The 24,479-nt window shown below is 67.0% G+C and carries 22 protein-coding genes; 8 read left to right on the forward strand and 14 right to left on the reverse strand.

Annotated elements, in window-relative coordinates:
* Positions 1 to 336: 336 nt before the first annotated feature.
* The 3 genes from L6Q96_18205 to L6Q96_18215 all read right to left on the reverse strand — a co-directional run bounded on the left by L6Q96_18205 (position 337) and on the right by L6Q96_18215 (position 4,795).
* Positions 337 to 1,152 carry a pyridoxamine 5'-phosphate oxidase family protein gene (locus L6Q96_18205; protein ID MCK6556488.1) on the reverse strand — a complete coding sequence of 272 codons (816 nt, stop codon included), beginning with the start codon at positions 1,150 to 1,152 and terminating at the stop codon, positions 337 to 339.
* A gap of 77 nt (positions 1,153 to 1,229) precedes the next feature.
* Positions 1,230 to 2,198, reverse strand: coding sequence for a glycyl-radical enzyme activating protein (locus tag L6Q96_18210; protein MCK6556489.1), 969 nt, complete (start codon positions 2,196 to 2,198; stop codon positions 1,230 to 1,232).
* Between the two features lie 89 nt (positions 2,199 to 2,287).
* Positions 2,288 to 4,795, reverse strand: a complete 2,508-nt coding sequence (locus tag L6Q96_18215; GenBank protein ID MCK6556490.1) for a hypothetical protein — start codon at positions 4,793 to 4,795, stop codon at positions 2,288 to 2,290.
* Between L6Q96_18215 and L6Q96_18220 the strand changes: the two genes are divergently transcribed.
* The 5 genes from L6Q96_18220 to L6Q96_18240 all read left to right on the forward strand — a co-directional run bounded on the left by L6Q96_18220 (position 4,764) and on the right by L6Q96_18240 (position 9,849).
* Positions 4,764 to 5,009, forward strand: coding sequence for a hypothetical protein (locus L6Q96_18220; GenBank protein MCK6556491.1), 246 nt, complete (start codon positions 4,764 to 4,766; stop codon positions 5,007 to 5,009). The two genes, L6Q96_18215 and L6Q96_18220, sit on opposite strands and share 32 nt — an antisense overlap.
* Positions 5,010 to 5,128: 119 nt before the next feature.
* Positions 5,129 to 5,362, forward strand: a complete 234-nt coding sequence (locus tag L6Q96_18225) for a type II toxin-antitoxin system Phd/YefM family antitoxin (GenBank protein ID MCK6556492.1) — start codon at positions 5,129 to 5,131, stop codon at positions 5,360 to 5,362.
* Entirely contained in the window at positions 5,359 to 5,772 is a 414-nt protein-coding gene (locus L6Q96_18230; protein ID MCK6556493.1) for a type II toxin-antitoxin system VapC family toxin, read from the forward strand. Before L6Q96_18225 ends, L6Q96_18230 begins: the two co-directional genes overlap by 4 nt.
* A gap of 5 nt (positions 5,773 to 5,777) precedes the next feature.
* On the forward strand, positions 5,778 to 7,499 hold the full coding sequence (locus L6Q96_18235) for a DUF2813 domain-containing protein (protein MCK6556494.1): 1,722 nt from the start codon (positions 5,778 to 5,780) through the stop codon (positions 7,497 to 7,499).
* A 46-nt stretch (positions 7,500 to 7,545) separates the two neighbouring features.
* Positions 7,546 to 9,849: a DNA polymerase II gene (locus L6Q96_18240; protein ID MCK6556495.1), complete on the forward strand. Its 2,304-nt coding sequence runs from the start codon at positions 7,546 to 7,548 to the stop codon at positions 9,847 to 9,849.
* Positions 9,850 to 10,327: 478 nt separating this feature from the next.
* Here L6Q96_18240 and L6Q96_18245 read toward each other — a convergent pair whose 3' ends face one another.
* The 4 genes from L6Q96_18245 to L6Q96_18260 form a co-directional block, all read right to left on the reverse strand.
* Positions 10,328 to 12,334: an aminotransferase class I/II-fold pyridoxal phosphate-dependent enzyme gene (locus tag L6Q96_18245; protein MCK6556496.1), complete on the reverse strand. Its 2,007-nt coding sequence runs from the start codon at positions 12,332 to 12,334 to the stop codon at positions 10,328 to 10,330.
* Positions 12,331 to 12,951, reverse strand: a complete 621-nt coding sequence (locus tag L6Q96_18250; GenBank protein MCK6556497.1) for a histidine phosphatase family protein — start codon at positions 12,949 to 12,951, stop codon at positions 12,331 to 12,333. The genes L6Q96_18245 and L6Q96_18250 overlap by 4 nt, the downstream gene beginning before the upstream one ends.
* 689 nt (positions 12,952 to 13,640) lie before the next feature.
* The gene (locus L6Q96_18255; GenBank protein MCK6556498.1) at positions 13,641 to 15,071 is read right to left on the reverse strand and encodes a sigma-54 dependent transcriptional regulator; all 1,431 of its coding nucleotides are present in this window, start codon (positions 15,069 to 15,071) and stop codon (positions 13,641 to 13,643) included.
* Positions 15,072 to 15,075: 4 nt separating this feature from the next.
* Positions 15,076 to 15,531 carry a CBS domain-containing protein gene (locus L6Q96_18260; protein ID MCK6556499.1) on the reverse strand — a complete coding sequence of 152 codons (456 nt, stop codon included), beginning with the start codon at positions 15,529 to 15,531 and terminating at the stop codon, positions 15,076 to 15,078.
* A 378-nt stretch (positions 15,532 to 15,909) separates the two neighbouring features.
* Between L6Q96_18260 and L6Q96_18265 the strand changes: the two genes are divergently transcribed.
* The gene (locus L6Q96_18265; protein MCK6556500.1) at positions 15,910 to 16,368 is read left to right on the forward strand and encodes a hypothetical protein; all 459 of its coding nucleotides are present in this window, start codon (positions 15,910 to 15,912) and stop codon (positions 16,366 to 16,368) included.
* A gap of 74 nt (positions 16,369 to 16,442) precedes the next feature.
* On the opposite strand, the gene L6Q96_18270 is transcribed toward L6Q96_18265, so the two are convergent.
* The 7 genes from L6Q96_18270 to L6Q96_18300 form a co-directional block, all read right to left on the reverse strand.
* Positions 16,443 to 16,928: a YajQ family cyclic di-GMP-binding protein gene (locus tag L6Q96_18270; protein MCK6556501.1), complete on the reverse strand. Its 486-nt coding sequence runs from the start codon at positions 16,926 to 16,928 to the stop codon at positions 16,443 to 16,445.
* 13 nt (positions 16,929 to 16,941) lie between these two features.
* A complete protein-coding gene (locus L6Q96_18275) occupies positions 16,942 to 17,601 on the reverse strand; it encodes an outer membrane lipoprotein carrier protein LolA (GenBank protein ID MCK6556502.1) in 660 nt (219 codons plus the stop codon).
* Position 17,602: 1 nt separating this feature from the next.
* Entirely contained in the window at positions 17,603 to 19,816 is a 2,214-nt protein-coding gene (locus L6Q96_18280; GenBank protein MCK6556503.1) for a DNA translocase FtsK 4TM domain-containing protein, read from the reverse strand.
* 1 nt (position 19,817) lies between these two features.
* Complete coding sequence (locus L6Q96_18285) at positions 19,818 to 21,509, reverse strand: ribonuclease J (protein ID MCK6556504.1); 1,692 nt, start codon at positions 21,507 to 21,509, stop codon at positions 19,818 to 19,820.
* A gap of 205 nt (positions 21,510 to 21,714) precedes the next feature.
* Positions 21,715 to 22,578 carry a hypothetical protein gene (locus L6Q96_18290; protein MCK6556505.1) on the reverse strand — a complete coding sequence of 288 codons (864 nt, stop codon included), beginning with the start codon at positions 22,576 to 22,578 and terminating at the stop codon, positions 21,715 to 21,717.
* 361 nt (positions 22,579 to 22,939) lie between these two features.
* Positions 22,940 to 23,125 carry a hypothetical protein gene (locus L6Q96_18295; protein ID MCK6556506.1) on the reverse strand — a complete coding sequence of 62 codons (186 nt, stop codon included), beginning with the start codon at positions 23,123 to 23,125 and terminating at the stop codon, positions 22,940 to 22,942.
* 84 nt (positions 23,126 to 23,209) lie between these two features.
* Positions 23,210 to 23,677 (reverse strand): hypothetical protein, encoded by a 468-nt coding sequence (locus L6Q96_18300; GenBank protein ID MCK6556507.1) that lies wholly within the window; start codon positions 23,675 to 23,677, stop codon positions 23,210 to 23,212.
* On the opposite strand from L6Q96_18300, the gene L6Q96_18305 reads away from it, so the two are divergent.
* Both L6Q96_18305 and L6Q96_18310 read left to right on the forward strand, forming a co-directional pair.
* Positions 23,670 to 24,053 carry a hypothetical protein gene (locus L6Q96_18305; GenBank protein ID MCK6556508.1) on the forward strand — a complete coding sequence of 128 codons (384 nt, stop codon included), beginning with the start codon at positions 23,670 to 23,672 and terminating at the stop codon, positions 24,051 to 24,053. The genes L6Q96_18300 and L6Q96_18305 overlap by 8 nt on opposite strands.
* Positions 24,054 to 24,215: 162 nt before the next feature.
* Positions 24,216 to 24,416, forward strand: a complete 201-nt coding sequence (locus L6Q96_18310; protein MCK6556509.1) for a cold-shock protein — start codon at positions 24,216 to 24,218, stop codon at positions 24,414 to 24,416.
* Positions 24,417 to 24,479: the final 63 nt, after the last annotated feature.

Genomic DNA, 24,479 nt, shown 5'->3' on the forward strand with positions numbered 1-24,479 from the left:
CGCGAGAATGTCGATCCACGGACTTCAGCCTCCTGGCGCGTTCGTACGACCAGGCGGCAAATTCCAAGCTCACCTGGCAAACGTCCAACCGTTCGTGGTCCAACTTCACCGCCGCGGGTCCTCAGTCCGTGTACGAGTACGTGTACGAGTACGTGTACCGCTTCGCTGAGTACGTGTACGGAGTCAAAGCCGAACTTCAGCATATCGGTGCGGTCGTGGGGAGTATACGGCGATTTGGCGGCGGCGGTGTCGACGCTTCCGTAGCCGCGCCCGTTCGATGGAAAAGGGGATCGGGTGGTTTGTCCGGTGCGACCGTTCCCGATCGCGCCGCGCCGGCTACGATTCGAAGCGCACCGCTTCCAGCGGCTGCGGGGGGTAGACGACGCCGTGCTTGGGCGGCATGGAATTGTAGACCTGGTCGACGTCGACGACGGCGGCGCGCATGCCGAGAACACGGCGCCAACGCGTCAACGGGCCGCTGACCAGCACGCTCTCCATTCCGAGATTGAGGCCGTAGCAGGCCACGACAGCACCCGGGCGCAGGTCCGCCATTTCGGGGTGCCGCCGCCCCGGCAACACCGCGATCCGAGTCGAACCCACCGGAGGACACGGCACCAGCGGCACGATCGAAGGGAAGCCGTCGGCACCGACGAAAGCGACAAAGGTCAGAGTCGCCGGGCGACCGAGATGCCTTACTGCCCACGGGGACATGACCCGCCGGTCGGAGGCGGGGCGCAGGAACGGCCGGGCGCACTGGGCCTTGAGCGCGCTCAGCATCAGCCCCGCCTTAGAGACCTGTTCGGCCGGGGTTGCCGCGACCAGGTCGAAGTAGTGAATGGTGTGGATGCCGACGTAGGCGTTGTACCGGAACATCGGCTTCTGGTTGTAGAGCTCGTACTCCGCGCCGTGTTGCGTCTCGCCGGTCCACCGCGCCTTGCAGCGCCACAGACGCAAATCGCGGGTCATCGCCAACACCCCGACGCGTGGCTCGCGGCGCACGTTGTCTTTGCTGCGGCCCTCGCAGAACTGCCCGAACATCAACTCGCTCGGGTTGCGGGCGTGGATCGAGGTGATCAACGTGATGTGCGGCCGTCCGTCCGGGTCGACCGTCGCCAGCAACGCTACCTTCGCGTCGGCCGCAAACGCTTGCACCGCCGCATCGTCGAGCCTTGCTCTCGTTTCTGCGGGTGTTGCGCTGCCGGCGGCGCCTGCGCTTCGCATCGGTACGGTCACGACGCGGCCTCCAGTCGCACCGCGTCGCCGGCGGCCGGCGCGGAGTCGGCGACGCGGGTCATGCCGGTGGCCACGACGATCTTCGGATCGACTCCCGAGCGTCGAGCTACCGCCGCGGCGTGTTCCAGCTCGCTCGCGCCGATCGGCGGCGCGCCGGCAAACGTCCACTCGAGCTGTAGCCGCTCGTACTTGTCGGTCGCCAGCGGATTGAACGCGCACAGCTCCCAGCGGCTGACCACGTCGGCGAGGTACGTGGCGATGAAGCGTCCGATGCCCTCGATGTTCTCGTCGGTCAACGTCGCTCCGGGAATCAACGGCGTGCGGATCCACAGGGCCGGCGGGGTCGCCTCGGTGCGCATCCGATCGGCCAGAGCCCGCAGGTTGGCGAGGATCTTATCGTTCGGCTGTCCGGTGAAGCAGGCGTGGCGTTCGCTGTCGATTTCCTTGAGATCGTACAGGATCAAATCGGTGTGGCGCGCCAGATCGAGCAGCGCTCCGAGGGCCACGAGTCCGGCCGTGTCGACCGCCGTGCGCAGTCCGATGGCACGGCAGCGCTCGAGAAAGGCCGCCACGAAGGCGGCGTGCAGTCCGGGCTCGCCGCCCGACACCGTCACGCCGCCGCCCGACGACTCGTAGTAGCTGCGATCCCGGGCCACCTCGGCAACCAGCGCATCGAGATCCCAGGTTTTCCCCAGCAGTTCGAAGGCGCCACCGGGGCACTGCTCGACGCAAGCGCCACAGGCATTGCAGCGCTCGGGGTCGATGCGCACGCCCGCTCCGTCGCGCCGGAGCGCCTGCTCGCGACATACCGTGTCGCACACGCGCGTGCCCACGCAGCGCGTCCGATGCCATACCACCTGCGGCGCGAAGCAGATGGCCTCCGGGTTGTGGCACCAGGCGCATTGGAGGCTGCAACCCTTGAGGAAGACGGTGGTGCGCAGTCCCGGCCCATCCTCCGTCGACATGCGCTGGATGTTCAGGACCGACACGGTCCGCGCGCGCTCGGAGGCCGGAACGCGCCGGGCGGGTGTAGACGCCGACTGCACGGCCCGGCTCACATGCGCGCGTGGCTTTCGCGCGCAATGACTTCGTCCTGCAGCTCGCGGCCGATGCTGGTGAAGTAGGCGTTGTAACCCGTGACCCGCACCAGCAGATGGCGGTAGTTCTCGGGATGGCGCTGCGCGTCCTTCAGGGTCTCCGCATCGATCACGTTCACCTGCAGAGCCGTGCCGCCGTTGCGGCAGTACCCCCGCAGGAAGGCTTTGAACTTCTCGCGATGCTCGCGGTCGCGGAGCAGGCCAGGGCTGAACGTCATGGTGTGACTGGCGCCGTTCGGAAGCAGGTTCCGGAAATCGCCCCAATCGCCGGCTTCGAGGTTACCCGAGAGAGCCTTGCCGACGGAGTTCGCGTTGGCGGTCGGGCCGGCAATGTCCGCGCCGTTGGATGGGCAGATGGCGTTCGACAGAAACTGGCCCTGGGGCCGGCCGTCGGCGCTTGCGGCCATGATGTACCCGTCGCCGACCCAGTAGTTCCAGCTCAGCATGCCCGGCCGGAACCGGCGGCCGGTGGAGCGCGTGGTGTGCTTCCAGGTCTCCTCGGTCCAGACCGTCATGACATTGCGCGCCACGGTGTCGGCCGCATCGTCGTCGCGGCCGAACTTGGGGGCGCGGAACCGTGCCCAGGCCTGCAACGACTCGTGTCCTTTCCAGTTGTCCCGCAGCGCGGCGATCAACTCCGCCATCGTGCACTTCCGGGCGTCGAAGACGAGGTACTTGATTGCGAGCAGCGAATCGACGGTGGTCGCGAAGGTTACCGCCTCGACGGTCGTGAAGCTGAGTTCGGCACCGCCGCGGGTGATATCGAGCCCCTTCTCGGCGCAACCGCGCACCAGACACGACAGGTACGGGGTCGGCGCCAGCTCGGCACGCAACGACTCGGTCATTTCGTACAGATCGACGCAGCGGCGCAGGATGTAGCGGGTCTGCTCGACGTACGCGTGCCAGAACTCGTCCCACGTGCGGAACCGCGTCGCATCGCCGGTGCGCGGGCCGTCCTGGGTAACGCGATGGCGCCGGCCGCCGATCGGGTCGACGGCGGGTACGAGGTCGCGACCGCCGGTGAGGGCCAGTTCGACGGCCTTGAGCAGGTTCAGGTTGTTGTCGACGGTGCCGGACCGGTCGTTCCCGACCATGGTGTTCTCGAGGCAACCGACCGAAGCGTAGTCATGGACGTTGCCTGGGTTGACGAGGTGTTCGACGCCGGCCACGCGCGCTTCGCGCAAGAGTCCGGCCATGGAGCGTTCGTCGAAGTTGAGCAGGAAGGGAGCGCCCTGACTGCCGGCGATCATCTCGACGACGCGGTCGAGCAGTGGCTCGGGCGTGCCGCAATGGAGGCGGACGTTGGGCTTGGGTTCGAGGATTGGCGACATGTCGTCGATGACGTCGAGGACCGCATAGGTGAGATCGTTGGTCATGTCCCGGCTGTCCGGTCCGAGGCCGGACAGACTGATGAGTTGTCCGAAGCTGGAGTTGATGCCCTGATTGCCGCCCATACGGATCATCGCGTCGTAGGCGGTGTTGGCATGCACCCAGAAGCAGCCAAGGATCTCCTTGCCGAACTCGCGGGTCATGCCCTCGGCGAGCGAACGCTCCCAGTACGGCAACAGATACTGGTCGAAGCGGCCGAAGCTCACGCCCGCGCCGGGGTAGTTCTCGTCGGCGAGTACGAGCATATGCGTGAGCCAGAGGGCCTGCACGGCTTCCCAGAAGTCGCGCGCCGGTTGCCACGGGACGCGTTCGAGATTGTCGGCCATGCGCTCGAGCTCGGCGCGACGGGCGGCGTCCGACTCCGAAGCGGCCAGCGCTCGGCATCGGAGCGCGTACTTCGCGGCCACGTCGCGGGCCATGGTCGCGGCGGTCATCATCGCGCGTAGCTGCGCCCCCGTCGGCCCCCGTTGTTCCGCCGGTGCAAGCTCGGCGTGGCGCTCCGCCAGGTCGCTATGGATCGCCGCCCAGCCCGCGGTGAGCACGCGGGCGTAATCGGGAATGATATGACCGGGGGTGGCTCCGGCGTTGCCGTAGCCATGGTCGTGGAACCGGCGCAGAGCGGCGCGCACGCCGTCGCGGCCGGCGAGCCGGCGCTCGCGGCGCCGGGTTTCCTCGGCGGTCCAGCAGCGGGACACGAGCACGTTGAAACGAGCGCCGGCGACGAGGTCGCCGGGAAGAATATCCTGCGGCACGCAGTCGACCATGACCTTGCGATTGAGCCAGGCGCGGCGTTCGGGAAGGCTCCACGACCAGAAGTCGGGATCGAGATCCACGGGCCGCGCCGCCTGCAGCGCCGAGGCCGTAAACGGTCCCATGAAAGCGAACGTCTCCGGTACGATGTGGTAATTGGTCTCGTCGTACACGACGTCCCACGGCGTCCCGGTGGTCCAGCACGTAAACTCGTTATTCCACGGACGGCGCACACCTTCGAAATAGAGATCGCGCAGCCGTCGGATGCGCGGGGAAAGTCCGTGCGGTTCCTTGATGGCCGGGCCGATCGTGTATGCGGTTACCATCGCGGGTCCTCCCGATCGCTCCGGGGTCGGCACCCCCGGGCAGCAGTCCAACCCCACCTCTTTACGGCGAGAACCGCCGAATCACAAGGAAGGTCCGCCCCTCGCCTCGGTGGACTTCCTGCGGCGCCAGGGCCAACCGGTGCGGCTCGCCAGTTACGACGAGCGCATGCTTCGCGGCGCCACGGCGCTCGGAATCGACGTCTACCCCCTGTAGCCAGCCCGGTGCGCTCGGCAGCTCGGGGGAAGGCACGACGGAGAGATGCCCACCGGTTTCGCCCTCCCCGTGCCGCAGGTGCATTGACAGGTCAATCTGACCATGTCAGTGGTCAGCACATGGAAACGGTGAGCGCCACGGAGTTCAAGGCCCACTGCCTGCAACTAATGGAGCGTGTCCGTAAGACCCGTAAGCCGGTGCTGATCACCAAACGCGGGAGGCCTCTAGCGCAGCTCGTGCCTCCGCCGGCAACCGAAGAGCGGCCGTGGCAGAAGCTGCGCGGGAGCGTCCTTCACATGGGGGATGTGCTCTCGCCGGTTGTCGTAGACGAGGACATACAGGCGTTGAAATGACCGCGCCGCCACTGCTCGACACGCACGCGTGGCTGTGGTGGCTCGACGGAACCGGAGACCTGAGCGCGGCGGAACGGCAGGCGCTCGACGCCCTGGCCGAAACTGGCCGCCCGCCGTTTCTCTCCACTATCAGCCTCTGGGAGATGGCCCTCCTTGTCGAACTCGGCCGCGTGCGGTTGCAGCCTGGTTTCGACGAGTGGATTGAGATTGCTGCTTCACCGGCAACCGTGTCCCTGGTCGACGTCTCTCCGGCCGTCGCCAAACGACTCTTGCGCCTACCGAGGAGTTTTCATCGCGACCCCGCCGATCGCGTCATCGTTGCCACGGCGCAAGCTCTCAATCTGCCTCTCCTCACGCGCGATCGAGCCATTCGCCGTGCCGGTCTCGTGGGCCTCTGGAAGCCACGTTGACCCCCGTGGCCCAACGCCGCGACGCCATGCTCCTCGCCCACGCCACGATCGAGAACTTCCGCGGCATCCGTGCCCTCGACATGGACCTCGATCCGGTCACCGCGCTCATCGGCGAGAACAACTTCGGCAAGACCAGCATTCTCGATGCACTGGCGATCTGCCTCGGCGCCGGCGCGGAGGGTACCGCGTTCGCCTTCGAACCGGGTGACTTCCACGAGCCGGCCGAGAAGGGCGCCGCGGCCGGCGGCGCGCCGATCCGCATCGTGCTCACCTTCGAGGCCGCCGACGACGGCGATGCGATTCCGGACACGTCGCCCCTGCGCAAGGCTGTCCTTGCCGGCCCGTCGCGTCGGACGCGCTTGCGTCTCGCGGTCGAGGCTACGAGGGAAGACGGGGGTATTCGTACGGTGTGGAGCTTCGCCGATGCCAGCGGGAAACCGCTGGCCGGCGCGACCGGGCCGGAACCGTTGCTCGCCCTGCGGCGACGCTACCCGATGCTGCTCCTCCGTTCCGACGCGGTGGGGGCTCCGGAAGCGGAGAGCGACCGGGCGAAGAGGCTCGATACGGACGGCGGCGAAGGTCGCCGCCGCCGGCTGGAGGCCGAGATACTGCGCGCCTATCGCACGCTGCGGGGGACGCGCACGGAGCCGCGGCCCAGCGATATCGCGCGGGCAGTAGCGGCCGCCGACCGGCTTTACGGTCCCGGGGTGCCCTGGCCGGTAGCGACCGCCGCGCAGCCGCCGCGGTTGATCGAGGCGCTTGTCGAGGCCCCGGGGAGCATGTCTCCGGACACGGTGCGGCGCGACGCGCTGCGCCGGGCCGGGTCGGGCACCCGCAGCGTGGCCCAGCTTGCGGTCGTCGGGGCGATGCTGGCGGCGCGCGGCGACCGCCAGTTCGCCAGTGACGCGCACCCGATCGTGGCTCTCGAGGATCCCGAGGTGCACCTGCACCCGGTGATGCTCGCGTCGCTCTGGGAACTGATCGCTCGCGTACCCGCGCAGAAGATCATCAGCACGAATTCCGGGGAGTTGCTCGCTTCGATTCCGATGCACTCGGTGCGGCGCCTGGAGCGGCGGCCGCAACGGGTTCACGTGCATCGACTGCACGCCGACACCTTTAGCCTGGAGGAGCTGCGGCGGCTCGGATACCACATCCGCGTCAACCGCGCGTCGGCGATGTTCGCCCGCTGCTGGCTGCTCGTCGAAGGCGAGACCGAGTTCTGGCTGCTGCCCGAGCTGGCGCGCCAGTGTGGTTACCACTTTCCCGCCGAGGGGGTTCGCTGTCTGGAATTCGCCCAGTGCGGCGTCGAACCGCTCATCAAGCTGGCGGCCGGGCTGGGCATTCCATGGCACCTGCTCGCCGACGGGGACCTGGCGGGCCGCGGTTACGCGGAGCTGGCGCGGGAGCGGCTCGGCGGCGCTCCGGCGGAGGCGCACATTACCCAGGTGCGCCAGCGCGATATCGAGCTGTGCCTGTGGAACAGCGGTTACGCCGAGGTCTACCGCCGCGCCGCCCGCCTGGTCGACAAGGCCGGCCGCCCGCTGCCCCCCGGGCGCAACGAGAAGCCGGCCGCCGTAATTGCCCGCGCCATTCGCGCGGTCTCGAAGCCGCGCCTGGCCCTGGACGTCGCCGAGGCCGCGAACGCCGCGGGTTCGCCCGGCGTCCCGCCGGTATTGCGCGGCACCATCGAGGCGGCGGTGCGGCTGGCCAGATCGGTGGGACGGTGATGCGGGTTGTCGGGCGGCCGAACCGCCAGCCCGCGGAGTCCGGAGGATGCGCGGTTTCATTCTAACGCCGACTTACCGGGTCGTGCGGGGCGTTCCGGAGGTAAGGCTGTACGGTGTCCTCGAGTCCGGCGAGCCCTGCCTCGTCGTCGACGATCGCACCCGGCCGTATTTCTTTGTCCCTGCCCGCGACGGTAGTCGGCTCGCCGGTGTGGCGCCGCTGGCCCACGTCGAACCGAGCGAGCTGCTAACCCTTGACGGCCGGCCGGTGGTCAAGGTCACCGTCGAGTTGCCCGGCGACATCCCGCCGCTCAGGCGGAAACTGGAAGACGCGGGCATCGCGTGCCTCGAGGCGGATGTCCGGTTCGCCTATCGCTACCTGATCGACCGTGGCATCCGCGGGGCGTTTGCCGTCGAGGGGCACGGCGAGGTTCACGGTCGCATCGGGCGGGTCTTCCTCAATCCCGCGCTGCAGCCTGCGACCTGGGCGCCGCGGCTGCGCGTGCTGTCGATCGACGTGGAGACCAACGCCACGGCGGACGAGGTCCGGTCGATTGCGCTGCACATGGCCGATTTCGAGCGGGTCATCCTCGTGCATCACGATATCTTCCAGCATGCGGAGCCGGTGCCGTCGGAGAAGGCCGCCGTGCGCCGGTTTCTCGAGTACCTGCGCGTACTCGATCCCGACGTCATCACCGGGTGGAACGTCGTCGACTTCGATCTCGCGGTCCTCGCCCGTGCGGCCCGCCGCCACGGTGTGACCTTCGCCATCGGGCGGACCGAGGATGCGCTGGATTTGCGCAAGGACCAGTCGTTCGGCCGCGAGTCGCGCGCCGTGGTGATGGGCCGCCAGGCGCTCGACGGGCTGGCCTTGATGCGCGGTGCGTTCATCAAGCTCGACGATTACAAGCTCGAAACCGCGGCGCAGACCTTCCTCGGTCGCGGCAAACTGTTCGCCGGCGACGAGCGCTTCGCAGCCATCGACGACGCCTACCTGCACGCGCCGCAGAAGCTGGTCGATTACAACCTGCAGGACGCGCGTCTGGTCAACGAGATTCTCGACGCCACCGGCTTGATCGACCTCGCCGTCGAGCGCAGTCTGCTCACCGGCATGCAGCTCGATCGGGTGAGCGCGGCAATCGCTTCGGTCGACTCGCTCTACTTGCACGCGCTACGCCAGCGCGGCGCGGTGGCGCCCTCGGTAAACCCGCACGAGGCGGCGGCCCATATCGCCGGCGGCTACGTCATGGACTCGGTGCCGGGTCTGTACCGCAACGTGCTGGTGTTCGATTTCAAGAGCCTGTATCCGAGCATCATCCGCACCTTCAACCTCGACCCTCTGACTCTCGTGCGCGGGGCCGCGCCTCCGACCGCCGTCCGGGCGCCCAACGGCGCCGCGTTCCGGCAGGACCTCCCCGGCGTCCTGCCCGAACTGCTGGCGACGCTCGCCGCCGAACGCGAAGCGGCCAAGCGCGCCGGCCAGACAGTAAAGTCGAATGCCATCAAGATCCTGATGAATTCCTTTTACGGCGTTCTCGGCGCGGGCGCCTCGCGGCTTTTTTCGCCCGAGGTTGCCAACGCGGTGACCCACTTCGGTCAGGATCTGATTCGCCGTGCCGCCGCCGAGGCGCGCGCCAGGGATCACGCCGTGCTCTACGGCGATACAGACTCGCTGTTCGTTCTCTCCGCCGAGGCGGACCCGGCGGCGGCGCTCGTTCTGGGGCAGAGGCTATGCGCGGAGATTGGCGCGGCGGTTGCCGGACACATCGAAAGAACTTACGGCTGCAAGAGTCATCTCGAGCTCGAGTTCGAGAAGCTCTACACGCGCTTCTTTCTGCCCGAACTCCGCGGGGGCAAGGGGGGTAGCAAGAAGCGGTACGCAGGTCTGGTCGCGGCCGGCGGCGACGAGACCATCGAGTTCGTCGGTCTGGAAGCGGTGCGTCGCGACTGGAGCGCGGTCAGCAAGCGTTTCCAGCGCGGTCTTCTCGACCGGGTCTTCCACGACGTTGCCGTGGACGACTACGTTCGCGAATTCGTCGCCGATCTGCAGGCGGGTCGGTTCGACGACGAACTGGTCTACAAGAAGGCGATCCGCAAGGAGCTCGCGGCATACACCCGAACCACCCCGCCGCACGTCAAGGCGGCGCGCAAACAGGGAACCTTGCCCGGCCGTATCGTCGCGTACGTGATGACGACGAACGGACCGGAACCGGTAGGAGCGCTGACCGCCGTGCCCGACTATGCGCACTACATCGATCATCAGCTCGCCCCGGTAGCCGACGCGATTCTGCGTTTTCTCGGCACCGACTTCGCCACGGTGACGCGAAGGAAGAGGCAGTTGGAGTTGTTTTGAGGCCGAGCCCGGCGCAGCCCGCGCGCGTTCGGACTCGCCGCGCCGTCCACCCGACGTCCGTCATGAAGAGAAGAGAGCGCGCGCGGAGCGCACGCTCCACCATGGTGCCGGCTGCCGATTTGGTCTGCCCCCCCCATAGCGAGTTCCTGAGTACCATGGCGGCGAGAACAATATCAATGAAAGATCGCTCGACCGAAGGATGCGCTTGCCGGCCCGGACCCCCTTCACTGGCCGCGTCGGGGCTAACCCTGATGTGACAATAGACCCGGGGTCCGCAGATGGCGCAGATGAACGCAGATGCCTGCAAACAGCCGCCGGGAGTGACGCCGCCCTCGAAGCTCAGGAGCCGATCCGAAGCTCATTGGCAATGGGTTCGAAGACGAGTTCCGCACGCGGGCGATTCCAGCGCCTGATCTGCGAAATCTGCGCCATCTGCGGATTTACTTTGTCATATCAAGGCTAACTGCCTGTCCCCTGCTCACCGCAGCGCGGACGCTTCGCGCTCCAGGAAGCGCTGCACGACGTCCGGGGCGATGCCGAGCAGGCGTGCCACCATGGCGCTGGCGGTGAGGGCGTAGAGGCTGCTGTCGCCGACGATCTCGCGCCCCAGTCGGTAGTCCTGTCCCTCGACCGCAAGCCAGCGCTCCCCGCCGCGCTCGCGGAGAGCCGCGGTCGAGAAGCGATGCGCCGCGCCCGACGGGTCCATGGCCTGAAGCGCCGGATCGTCGCCGCACAATACGACGCTTCCACCTCTCTGCCGGGTCGCCTCGACGAGCGTTGCCATCTCGTTGCGCAGGACCGTCAAGCCGTCCTGGTCATCGGAGTAACTCGGCGACAGCGGGGTGATCACGGCGACGTCGGGCTGGACGATGCGCAGCAGGCGCCGCATGTCGCCTGGTTGCCGAACCCCCAGCTCGACCACCAGAACGTCGACCGGCGACGGGAACAGAGCGTGCCACACGGCGCGGGCGAGCCCGGTCGCTAAGGACAACGCGCTGCGCGTGTCGGGGGTTATGTCGAGGACGCCCAAGGCAACGCCGACCTCGGTGTTGTACGAGAGGGGGTTGCTGCGCACCCGCAACGGGACGGCGAGCAGCTCCGTGAGCAGGCGTTTGAGCACGGTGCGCCCCCTCCCGCCGGCGATGGCGACGATCCGCGGCTTGCCCCGGGCAATCGATAGCCGCGCCAGTCCGTGCAGGGTCTCGACGGCGACCTGACGCAGCGGGTGCGGTGCGGCCGGAGCGGGAGGCGGTGGCGGCGGGACGGCTGCGTACGCGCGCGGTACGCGGCCGGCGAAGTAGTCGGTCAGCCGGTCGAAAGCACGGTCGATGTCGTCGATCTCGCGCGCATAACAGAAACGGAGATGGGCCTCGCCGCTGGGGCCGAAAGCCACACCGGGCACGACCGCAACCCGGACGCGCTCGAGAATGTCGGCGGCCAGCGCTCTGGAGTCGCGCGCCATGGTTACGGTGTCCTTCACCCTCGGAAACGCGAAGTAAGACGCGTTCGGCTTCTGGTAGTCGAACACCCTCGGCAGGGCATCGAGCCGTTCTATGATGCGAGCGCGGCGCCGGCGGAACTCCTCGCGGAACTGCGCGATGAACGGCTCGCCGAGTTCGAGGGCGGCAATGGCCGCGTATTGCGATACGACCGGGGCACAGGTTACCAGCGTGTCGTGCACCTTTAGAATCGCGTCGGCCAGCGGGCGCGCCGTGTGCAGGAAACCCACCCGCCAGCCGGTCATGCCGTACGCCTTGGAGAACGAGCAGATGCGGACCACCCGGTCGCGATGCGCGGGCAGCTTCGCCGGACACCCCGGCGGCTCGTTGGTGTAAATGAAATCCTTGTACACCTCGTCGGTAATGACCAGCAGGCCGTGGCGGGCGGCCAGAGCCATCATGCGCTCGGTCGCGGCCGTGGAGTAGATCGTTCCGGTCGGGTTGTTGGGATTACAGAGGAGGATCGCGCGGGTGTTGCGGGTGATCGTATCGGCGATGGCATCGGGGTCGAGGTCGAAGTTGGCGTCCTCGTCCAGCGCCACGAAGCGGGGCCGGCCGCCGGCCAGTTGAATGGCCGGGATGTACGACGCATAGGTCGGCGACGCGAGGATGACCTCGTCGCCCGGCTCCACAAATGCCAGCAGGGTTGCGGTTACCGCCTCGATGGCGCCGCACGTGACCACGATCTCGCCATCGGGATCGTACTGCATGCCGTCGTGGCGCAGGGCCTCGCCGATCAGTTCGCGCAGTTGCGGCAATCCCGGCGTCAGCGAGTACTTCGCGCAGGCGCCCTCGGCGATCTTGTCGGCCGCGTAGCGTTTTATGGGCTCCGGGGTGTCGAAGCTCGGAATGCCCTGCGCGAGCGATACGACGTCGGCGAGTCGGCTCGCCTGCAGCTCGACGGCCTTGATGGGCGACAGCTCGAGGTCATCGACCGCGGCGCCGGGTGGACCGCCGAACAGGGCGAGGCTGCCGCGGCGCTTCACAACGGTTCGCCCAGGTGCCGGACGTCGTTCAAGACGTCGGCGACCCAGCCTCTCCCGTTAGCCGTGCCGAGAATGTGAATCGATGCAAGGTCGATCGTCAGGGTCGCGCGCTCGGCCGGAGCGAGATGCAGCAGCTCGCCGAGAATCGTTCCGATGACACCCTTGTGCGCGATCACGATTACGCGGACCGGCAGTTGCGGGACGATCCGGCGCCACGTCGCGGCAACGCGCCCGCGGAATGCCGCCACGGCGTCGCCGTTCGGATAAGTAAACGCCGCACCCGCGGCCTGCCATGCCGCGTAGCGCTCGGGGTCGCGGCGGGCGATCTCGTCGCGGGTCAGGCCTTCCCAGTCGCCGAAATCGATCTCGTTGAAACCGGGCAACGCTCGCGCCGGTACTGCCGGTGCGACGATGGCCGCCGCCGCTATCGTACGCTGCAGAGCGCTGGTAATCGCCAGGTCGAAGCTCTCTTCCGCAAGAGCCCCGCGCACCCGATTCATCTGGGCGACGCCGACTTCGTTCAAGGCCACGTCGGTAACGCCGTGATACCGGGTACTGGACTCGCCGACGGTTTCGCCGTGGCGGACGAGTACGAGGCGGCGCAGGGCGGTCTCCATGTGGGCTCCGGTCGGAGCCAGAGGTACGCGCGCAGAGCGGCGCGGTCAATGGGGCGGCGGAGGGCGGGCAGCGGGTGGAGCGCAGGGGCGCCGATTCACGTCGACACGGGGCACCCCTGCGCGGGCGAAGGTGGGGACGAAGCTGACGGCCGGGATGCGCGTAATAGCGCGGGCGACAGCGACTCGTTGCTCCTGAGTGCAGTCCGTGGGGCGGACTCCGAGGCCGGTGTGGCCTCTGCATCGCTGTCGCGGTTGGCGAGGGCGCAAGCGGACGACATCCGCTCGCCGGGCTTCGTCCTCAACTGCTTTCGCGGGACGTCGACGGACGGCGGTTCGAACCGCCGGGCGGCGAGGCGATCGGGCACGCGCCTGCCCCGGTCCGATCCGGGTTGCGGCCTGCTCGGCTTGCCGTCGGTCTGACTCGAACCGTCCATCCGGCGTCCCTCGGAATCCGTATGCTACGAATCGTTCGCGGCCGCTGTGACCAGCAGCACGAACCGGGCCAGTAGACGGACGTCAACCGCCGGCTACCCCGTGTCGTGTCGCCGGGGCAGGGCGGCTTCGCGCCGGTGCGAAGCCTTCTTGTCTACCGGAACGGGGGCGCCGCGCCGCGCCGATCGGCGTGGCGACGCGCCGCGGCGACTTCACCGCCGTGTCATGGTCAAATGCACCGGGTTCGTGCCCGGCATTCAGGCGGGTAGGGCGTGGTGGCTGGGGCCGATCTCGAACTCCTCGAGCTTGCGGTAGAGCGACGACAGAGACACGCCAAGGCGTTTGGCGGCGGCCTTCTTGTCCTGGTCGACTCTGGCGAGCACCGCCTGGATATGCGCCTTTTCGTAGGCCCGCAACGCGTCGCGCAGGTTATCGCTGGCCGGGGCGGCGGGCACGCCGGCATCCTGTTGCAGGGCGCGCGGGAGATCCTTGAGCGTGATCCACTCGCCCTCGCCGAGGATCATGGCGTGCTCGACGATGTTGTCGAGTTCGCGGACATTGCCCTTCCAGGGCAGCGACATCAGCAGCTTGAGCGTCGCACTGTCGGTACTCTTGAAGGCCTTCTTCAGTTCGCGATTGTGCATCGCGATGAAGTGCTCGACGAGGGCCGGAATATCCTCGCGCCGCTCGCGCAGGGGCGGGATTTCGATGTTAACGACATTGAGCCTGTAGAAGAGGTCGTCGCGGAACCGGCCCTGCTCGACTGCCTGCCCGAGGTCCCGATTAGTTGACGCGATAATCCGGACTTCGATTCGCAGCGGCTGGCCGGCGCCCAGGGGTTGGATCTCCTTGCCCTCGATGGCTCGCAGCAGTTTGACCTGGAGATTGAAGGGCATATCGGCAATCTCGTCGAGGAAGATCGTGCCGCCCTTGGCGCGCTGGAAGAGACCCTCCTGATTGCTGACCGCCCCGGTAAACGCGCCGCGGACGTGGCCGAACAACTGACTTTCGAGGAGGTTTTCGGGGATCGCGCCGCAGTTGACGGGCAGGAAGATGCGATCGCGATAATCGCTGAAGTGATGCACCGCGCGCGCGACGACTTCCTTGCCGACGCCGCTCTCGCCGGTGATCAGCACGGTGCTCGGGGTCGGACCGACGCGGCGTACCAGGTTCATGACCTCGCGCATCGCCGTCGAACGTCCGACGAGGCTGTCGAAGTCCCACTGGCACTCGACCTGGTGACGCAGCTCCTCGTTCTCCCAGGCGATTTGCTGGGTGTGCAGATGCTGCTCGATCTTCGAGAGCATCTCGGTAACGTGGAACGGCTTGAGGACGTAGTCCCTGGCGCCACGGCGCAGGGCTTCGACCGCCGTTTCGACCGTGGCGTGGGCGGTCATGAGGATGACCGGTACGTGCGGCGCCACCTCGCGCGCATGTCTCAGCACGTCGAGGCCGTCGATACCGGGCATGCGAATGTCCGTGATGATCAGCTCGAACGGCTGCTTGTCGAGCAGAACGATGGCCTCCTCGCCGTTCATGGCGCCGGTGACCTCGTATCCCTCGTCACGGAGGTTCTCGAGGAGGCCGTTGAGATGCACGCCCTCGTCATCGACGACGAGTATGCTGCCGCGCGCATGCGGCTGGCTGCGGACACCCGGCGGGGAGCCGGCGCCGGATGCGATGCTCATGGGGTCACGTCGACTCCTCCGGTAACTCGGGGAGGCGGTTCTTGGCCTCCGAAATGTCGAGGAGCCTGGCCAGGTGGCGCAGGCAATCGCTTTCGCTCAGAAGGCCGATCAGGCGTCCCTGATCGACCACCGGAAGGCAGCCGATACGCCGGTCGAGCATCAGTCGGACGGCTTCCGCGAGAGTGGCGCCGGGGCCGACCGTGACCACGGTGCCGGTCATGACATCGCGGACCGGAATCTTCGCCAGCCACTCGCGTTCGGCGCTGCGGTGCATCTTAAGAGACGAAGAAACCGCGGCGCGGAACAGATCCCGCTGCGAGAGGATGCCAACCAGGCGTTCTCCGGATACCACCGGCATGTGCCGGATGCGGCCGAGCCGCATCACGTCGTCAGCCAGATCGAGGCTGTCGGCCGCTTCGAGGGTCGCAACCTCGCGCTGCATTAAATCGGACACAAGCATGCGAGAATCTCCTCAGGCAAATTGCGTGCCCCCCGGTCCCGTTTTTTCAAACCGAGGTCCAAGTCTAGCCCGGGGGCACTCTGCATTCCTAGACCTCGCAAGGCTGGGAGAGCGGCACCCGCCCTATTCCCAGCCGTCGGAAAAGGCTGGGCGCAATGTATGCGGTCGGAGGCGCTTGGCGCCGCGGCATGGGCTCGGCGGGCGCATGTCGGATGCTATCGGGAGACAAGTTGCGGGGGCAGTAAAACTTCGTTGCTAGATCGTTGCCAGCGGGATATAAGCGAAATACAGCCTCTGATCCCAGTGGCGGTGGGGCGTGCATGGGTGGGGCGATTGAATCGGCGGTCTCTGGCTGTGACTTTCCAGAGGGTCGTGCAGATGAATCGCCAGCACAAACACCAAGCCGCCAGAAACGCCGTCTCCTTACGCCTCCGCCGCATGGGGTTCGAAGTCAAGGACGTACCCCGCAACGGCAAGTTCGACCTCTTGGTCAACGGGTATATCCGGGTTGCCCTGAGAGTGGCCTTTCCGGGCCGCTACGCCCATACGGTCACGGTCAACGGGCGCCGTTACGCTTACGATTACAGGAGCTGGAATTTCAACTTCCACCGGCACGGCCACTGGGAACGCAAGTATTGCGATGTGTTCGTCTGCGTCGCCAAGCGGCGCCGTACCGAAGACGAGATCTTCGTGATTCCGGCAACGGCGGTCACCGGTCCGACCTTCAGCTTGCACGGGGCGGGTAAGCCCTATCGGGGCCGTTACGCGCAGTACCGCAATGCCTGGAGAGTTTTCTACGAGACGCCGCGCGAGACGGAGCCACGGAAAGTGGCTTAAGCGGCGGCCTTGTCGCGCCGGCCTGCGGTTCGGCCGCAGCCGCCGGCGGATAGGGCGGAGGCCGGGACGGCGGGTTATTCGCGGAAATTGACGAACTGCAGGGGCAGGTCGAGGTCCTGCGCTTTCAGCAGTTGTATTGCTGCCTGCAGGTCGTCGCGTTTCTTGCCGATCACTCGCACCTGATCGCCTTGCACCTGAGCCTGCACTTTCATCTTGCTGTCGCGGATCAGTTTGGTGAGCTCGCGCGCGTGGTCGGCGTCGATCCCCTGGCGCACGGTGATGACCTGGCGTGCGAGGCCGCCGGCAGCCGGTTCGATCTTGCCGTACTCCAGGGCTTTCAACGAAACCCCGCGCCGCACCAGCTTGGATTGCAGAACGTCGACTACGGCCTTCACCTTGTAGTCGTCATCCGACACGACGCGGAGGGTATCTTCCTCGACAGCGATTTCGGTCTTCGACCCTCTGAAGTCATAACGCTGTCCCACTTCTTTGCGGGCCTGATTGACGGCGTTGTCGATCTCCTGGCGATCCACCTGCGAGACAATATCGAAAGAAGGCATGGCAGGACCTCGCTCATTCGGGCAACGGTGCGGTGACGACATCGACTCCCGGCGGCACCTGGAATACGAAGCGGTCGTCGTCAACGCCGACGTTGCGACGCATACGCGTGAAGGTCAGGCGACTGACGTTGCCCTGGGGGTCGTGCACCTCGGCGCCGCGGATGTCGTAGTTGTCTCGCGCGACGTACAGCCGCAGCTTTCCGACCCCGCCGTTCGCCTTGCGGGGCGTGAGATCGAGGACAAGCGCGTTTTCGGCCGCGTCAGGCGGCGCGAGGCTCGCGGAGAAGTTGTCCGCGATACGGCCGACTCCGGTGAGGAACGACACCGGCGTGGTGGCGCGAAACGCCGCATCGAAGGGCGTCTTCAACACCTGGCGCTCCTCCGGTTGATAGAGCCACAGGGTCGTCCCGTCGGCGACCATGATTTGCGCCGCGTCGCCTCCGAGCTCGAAACGCATGCGGCCCGGTTTCTTGAACACCATGGTTCCTTCGGCGGTCACGGTCTTGCCGAGACTGGCCACGGTTGTCGCCTGGACGACGTCGGCGGTGAAATCGCGCGTTTCGTCGTAGCGCTGCTGAACCTTGCGCACGACGCTGTCGGCGTCCGGGCCGGCGGCCGCTGCCACAGTGGCGAGCAGGAGCGTCGCCAACGAGCCGGCGCAGATACGAGTCACGTCAATCCTCCAGCGCCTGCGCGAGAACTTCACGGGGGCGGCCTCCTTCGCCGGGACTTATGACTCCCTCGCGCTCCATGCGTTCGATCATCCGCGCCGCCCGGTTGTATCCGACCCGCAGGCGGCGCTGCACCCACGAAATCGACGCCTGGCGGCTCTCGGTAACGAGGCGCACGGCCTGGTCGTACATCTCGTCGTTGTATTCGTCATCCTCGCCGCCTCCGTCCTCGTCGTCCTTGCCCTCGAGGAGTTCCATCGCGTAGCAGGGCCGATCCTGCTGCTTGGCGTAGCCCACCACCTTGCGAATCTCGGCCTCCGAGACGTACGCACCGTGCAACCGTTGCACCCGCGCCTGACCGGGCGGCAGGAACAGCATGTCACCGCCGCCGAGCAGCCGTTCGGCGCCGATGGAGTCGAGAATGGTGCGCGAGTCCACGCGCGCCGTCACCTGAAACGAGAGGCGCGCCGGGAAGTTTGCCTTGATGAGACCCGTGATAACGTCCACCGACGGCCGCTGCGTGGCGCAGATCAGGTGAATGCCGGCCGCACGGGCCTTCTGCGCCAGGCGCGTGATCGGCTCCTCGACGTGGCGCCCGACGGTCATCATGAGGTCGGCCAGCTCGTCGATGATGACGACGATCTTCGGCATGTGCTCGTGACGCCGGAGCGGCTCGGCTTCGTCGTCGTCCACAAGGTCAGTGAGCTCGATGATCCCGCCCGATTCCGCCTCCTGCTCGATCACGCGGTTGTAGCTGTCGATGTGGCGCACCCCTTTCTCTTTCAAGAGCCGGTAGCGTTCGTCCATTTGTTCGACGAGGTTCTTCAAGACAATGACCGCCTTCTTGGGGTCGGTCACCACGGGAACCAACAGGTGCGGAAGGTCCTCGTAGAGCGAGAGCTCGAGCATCTTGAGGTCTATGAGCACGAAGCGGACATCGCGCGGTGTAGCCTTGAAGAGCACGCTCATGATCATGGCGTTGATCGACACGGACTTGCCGGTGCCCGTCGCTCCAGCCATCAGGAGGTGCGGCATGCGTGCGAGGTCGGCGACTACCGGGTTGCCGGCACTGTCCTTGCCCAGCGCGAGGGTCAGCTTCGAAGCCGAGTGGGCAAAGGGCTCGCTCTCGAGGATCTCGGTAAGGAAGACGTGTTCGCGATCCTTGTTGGCGACCTCGATGCCGACCACGGCCTTGCCGGGGACGGGAGCCAGGATGCGTACGCCCACGGCGCGCAGTGCCATGGCAAGGTCGTCCTGCAGATTGGTGATCCGATTGACCTTAACGCCGGGGGCCGGCTCGATCTCGAAGGTGGTGATCACCGGCCCGGGGCGTACCGCTACGACGCGTCCCTCTATGCCGAAGTTGGCGAGCTTCGCTTCCAGGATCTCGGAGCTCTTGCGCAGCGTCTCCTCCTCGATGCGAACGCCGCTGTGTTTCGGTTCGTCGAGCAGACTGAGCGGTGGCAGGTCGTAATCGCCGTCACCGGCAAACGGCAGGGACGGTTGCGGCGACTCCCGCGTCGTGCGGGAAGACGGGAGCGGCTCGGGTGCGTCGCGCAAAACGATCAAGGGCGCCGTGCCCTTTCCGGTCGGCGAGCGCTTGCGGTTGGCCGCACTGCGCTCCGGGGCGGACGCGGGCGGTTCCCCGTCGCTGCCGCTGCCGCGCAGTCGATCGACTGCTGCGCGCGCGCGGACGGTCAGGGCCGAGGCGCCGGCCTGCAGTGTCCAGCGCGTCGAGAACATAAACGACAGCACGCACGATGCTCCCGTCACGACGACCGCACCGACGGCGCCGAATCCCTCCCGCAAGATGGTGGCGACGAAACCGCCGAACCAGCCGCCGGCGCGTATCACCTCCGCGGTCGGGTTCAGCAGTCCCAGGGTCACCGCCACGCTGCCGAGGGCAGTGCACGCCGCGGCGAGCCGGACGATCGACAGTTCCGCAAACCCGGAACGTAGCAAGCGCCATCCCAGAGCCACGAGATAGACCGGCAGCAGGAAGGCGGCGCGGCCGAGTGCCGGCATCAGCAGGCTGCCGATACCGTAGCCGATCGGGCCGCCCAGATTGGCGCGCGGCTGTCCCGCCTGGAACGACAGCAGGCTCAAGAGTGCGAACGCCGCCAGTGCGAACACGACCACGCCCGCCACCTCGTTCAGTCGTTGGGCCGAGCCCGGCTCTTCCACCGGCCTTACTGCCGCTCCACTGCGTGCGCCCACCTCACATCTCCATGACGAACGGCACGATCACCGGACGACGCTCCAGGGTCTTGGTGAAGAACCGCTTGAGCGCTTTGCGCACCTCTTCCTTGACTTCGAGCGAGTCCGCGCGCGATTCCGCCGTGAGTTCGGCGAGCGCATCGAGAACCACCGTGCGTGCCCGCTGGATGTATTCCTGGGTGTCCTGCTCCGGAATGAACCCCCGCGTAACGAGGTCCGGTCCCTGAATGACCTCGCCGCTTTGCTGATCGATGGCCAGGATGGCGAGGACCAGGCCGTCGGAGGACAGGTGGCGGCGGTCGCGCAGGACGACATCCTCGACGTCGCCCACGCCCTTTCCGTCGACAAACACCCGACCCGCGTGCACCGGTTCGACCACCGCCGCCCCGCCGCCGTCGATCTGCAGCACCTGGCCGTCTTCGAGGAGAAAAGTCCGTTCGGCGGGTATGCCCACGGACTGCGCCAGGCCGCGGTGCTCGACCAGTTGGCGATACTCGCCATGGATCGGCACGAAATACCGGGGACGCACCAGCGTCAACAGCAGTTTGAGCTCTTCCTGACTGGCGTGTCCGGAAACGTGCACGGGCGCGCTGCCGGCATGGCACACGGTCGCCCCGCGGCGATACATGTGGTTGATGAGACTGCCGATGGGCTTCTCGTTTCCCGGGATGATGCGCGACGACAGCACGACGACGTCGCCGGGATCGACGCGTGCCTGTCCGTGGTCGCCCACGGCCATGCGCATCAGCGCCGAGAGCGGCTCGCCCTGGCTACCCGCCACGAGCAAGGTCACGGCGCCGGCAGGCAACTGCCTGAGATCGCTCACCTCGGCGAACAGCGACGGGGGGAACTCGAGGTAGCCGAGTTGCTCGGCGATGCGGATGCTGGTGTTGATGCTGCGCCCGAGGGTGACCACACGGCGCCCGTAACGCTGGGACAGGTCCAGTACCTGGGAGAGCCGGTGCACGTGCGACGAGAATGTGGAGAAGATCACCTTGCCCCCGGCGTCGCCGAAGATGCGGTCGAGGCCGCTGTGCACCTGACGTTCCGAGGGGGTGTAGCCGGGGCGATCGGCGTTGGTCGAATCGGAGAGAAGCAGGAGCACTCCCCGCGCGGCGTACTCGGCAAGCCCCTGCAGATCCGACGTCACTCCGTCGATCGGTGTCTGGTCGAGCTTGAAGTCGCCGCTATGAATGATCGTCCCCAGCGGGGTCGTGATCGCCAGGGCAACGGCATCGACGATCGAGTGCGTCATCTGGACCGCTTCGATGCCGAAGGGACCCATTTGCCACGGCCGGCGGGGTCGGAAGACCTCGAGGCGCGCGCGTCCGGCAAGGTCGTACTCGCGCAGCTTCTCGGTGAGCAACCCCACGGCCAGAGGCGGCGCGTACACCGGCACGTCGATCTCGCGCAGTACGTACCGCAAGGCACCGATGTGATCCTCGTGGCCATGAGTGATCACGAAGCCGAGGAAACGCTCCCCCAGGCTGTCCAGATAGCTGAGATCGGGAATCACCAGGTCGATGCCGAGCATGTGCATCTCGGGAAACATCAACCCGCAATCGATGCCGATCGCGAAGCCGTTGTATTCGATGAGCAGGCAGTTGAGCCCGATCTCGCCGAGGCCGCCGAGCGGAACGATCCGCAGCGTTCCCGTGGCGCCGCCGTTGTCGCCGACCGCGTTAGCGTCCATCGTCGCCGATCAGGTCCGCCCACTTAGCGGCGCAGAGTTGTCCACGAAGGAGCAAGGCAAGAACCTCACCATCCACCCAACAGCACGGCTGATGATACGCACGGCCCGCCGCCCCAGTCAACGCGAGCACGATCGGCCAGCGCCGATCCTTGACCTTGGCTTCGAGGGAGGGAGACCGCGGTTCGGGCGAACCGCCGCTGTGCGGCTACGGGGTGAAATTCAGTCGGTCCCGGTCGCTTCGCCGTCGCCCCGCCGTGGTGCCCCGCGCAATCAACTTCACGGCGCCGCGCGTGAACACCGGCGGCAACACCACATCGACCTTGCGCGTGCACCCCGGCGTGATCGGCGTGAACGCCGCGCTCAGGTCCTGCGCCTCCATGCGCGCGACCTTGAGCGTTACGGAGAACGCGGGGCGGCGCTCTCCCGGCAGTTGCACGCCGAGGTCGGGAACGCCGGCGTAGTTGACGACGAGCCGACACGTGTTCGCCGGCTGATTGCAGTCAGTGTCGGTGAGGCACGGGTCTGCGACCTTGCCGGCCGTGCACAAGCCCGTTGCCAGGTGGCACGTCCCGCTGGTAGCGCAGATAGGATTGGTCGCAACAGACACGTCCCGGTCGCTCGGGGCGCGGAACGCGAGCAGCACTTCTCCGCCACTCTGGCTGCGACCGCCGGAGAAGACATTGGCTTGCAGCGGAATCTCGGCCGGGTCGAGCGGATTGCAGGACACCTGTTGCTCGGCAGCGTCACAGTAGCCGTCGGCATCGGTATCCGCGCCGCCGGTGCCGACGCACACGCCGCCTTCGCAAACGTCGCTTGTCGTGCATATGTCGTCGTCTTCGCAACGGAAGCCGTCGACCATTGGCGTCCCGGGCTGACAGGTCTGCCCGGGGCCGCAAGTCTCGATTCCGTTGCACAACTCCCCGTCATCGCACTCCGCGTCCGAAGTGCACGCGGCGGCCACTCCAACGGCGGTGAGCAAGAAGATCAGCATCGCCGCAGTTGCCGCGATCCCCCGCCCCACGCGCGCATAATGCTTGCCGGCGAGCGGAAATCCCCGGTTCGGCCCCATTATGGCTCTATTCGGACAATACAGCATGAGGCGCCCCCTTTCTCAGCGCGCGCGACCCATTCCGTGGCGCGTCAATCCGACACACGTACAGCTTCCCTGTCACACGGGCGGGGGCGCGTTGTCAAGAAAATTCTCTGGCGCGCCGGCGTTCCGGCGAGCTTCCTGGCAACTGGATGCGGATCGGTAAGGATCAGGAGCCCTGCCGGGCCCCGGCGACGCGAGTCGTTTGCCGTCGCCGTGCGAACGTGGCACGGTGGCGCGTCGGGGAGCTTGCCGTGCTGGTCGCCCTGGTCGCGCTCGTCCTTCTCATCGGAAATCCCGCTCCCGCCGCAGATTGCTCCGGCGACTGCAATACCGATGGTCAGGTTACCGTCGATGACCTCCTGACGCTGGTAACCATCGCCATCGGCGACCGCGCCCTCTCGGCCTGCCCGATCGGCGACGCCAACGCCGACGGCGCCATCGCCATCGACGACATTCTGACCGCGGTCGCCAACGCGGTAAACGGCTGCCCGCCGCCGACCCACAGCCCTACGCCGGCGCCCACCGCTTCGCCGACGCCAGCTCCCGACGCGACGGCAACCGCAACGCTTCCTGCAACCCGGTCCCCAACACCCGTGTCGTCACCGGTTCAGCCGGCCACCGCGACGGCAACAGAACCACCCACGGCAACGGCGCCGCCGACCGCGACACCGCCGGCCACCGCAACATCGCCCGCCGCCGTAACACCCTCGGCCACCGCCACGCCGCCCCCGAGCGCCACGGCCACACCGGAGCCCTCGGCCACCGGAACGACGTCGTTCACCGCCTCGCCGAGCGCCGGACCCAGCTCGACGCGCACACCGTCGCGCACCATGACCGGGTCACCCACCGCAACCGGCCCGCCGACCTTCACACGTACACCGTCTCGATCTCCGACGAGGACCCCGACCCGCACGGCGACTCGCCCCCCAGTCCCCACCGCTACCCGTTCGGCCACCGCGCCACCAGGCACCGCAACCGTAACCCCGACGCCGCTGGTGTATTGCCGCGAACCTCCCGGCGGACTCCTCATCCCGGACGGCAACGCCAGCACCGGGGTAACGGATTCGATGACCATACCCGATCTCGGCGGCGTCACACGCCTGCGCGTTCACGTCACCATCGACCATGGCCTTGTCGGCGATCTCATCGTCGAACTCGAGCATGTCGACAGCGAACGCGTGGCTTTGTTGCTCGACGCCCCCGGCCATCCGATCACCGAGTACGGCTGCGACAAGGCCAACGTGAACTGCGTTTTCGACGACACCGCCGTCCTCGAAGCGGAGTTGATGTGCAACCCGACGCCGCCGGCGATCGGTGGCACGGTCCTGCCCATCGACCCGTTGCTACCGCTCGCCCTCGATGCCGTCGACGGCACCTGGGAACTCAGTGTCTACGACGAGATCTTCGAGGTCCAGGGACGCCTCCTGCGCTGGTGCCTCGAGTTCCGCTGATGCCGCGACCTTGAAACCCTGAGCGCGGTTGGCTACCTAGCGAGCCACAGTTACACCGGTCGCTTCGGGAAGTTCATGCAGCACCATCAGCACCATCGTACGTGCGCCACTGAACGTGCGGTGCCTCCGGTTAACGAGTTACACGAAAGGGAGGAATCGCAGATGGCGACCGGAACCGTGAAATGGTTCAACGCAGAAAAAGGCTACGGCTTTATCCGCCAGGAGAATGGCGAAGACGTCTTCGTCCACTACTCCGCAATCGTCGGCGACGGGTTTAAAAGCCTGGAGCAGGGCGAGCAGGTGAGTTTCGACGTCACCGATGGCCGCAAGGGCCCGCAGGCGAGCAACGTCTCCAAGGCCTGATCTGCCTCATCCAACGGAGACGCCAGCCGCACCGGCGGCCGGCGTCTCCCGTTGACTCTCCCC

Source organism: Candidatus Binatia bacterium, from assembly GCA_023150935.1.
GTDB lineage: Bacteria > Desulfobacterota > Binatia > HRBIN30 > HRBIN30 > JAKLJW01.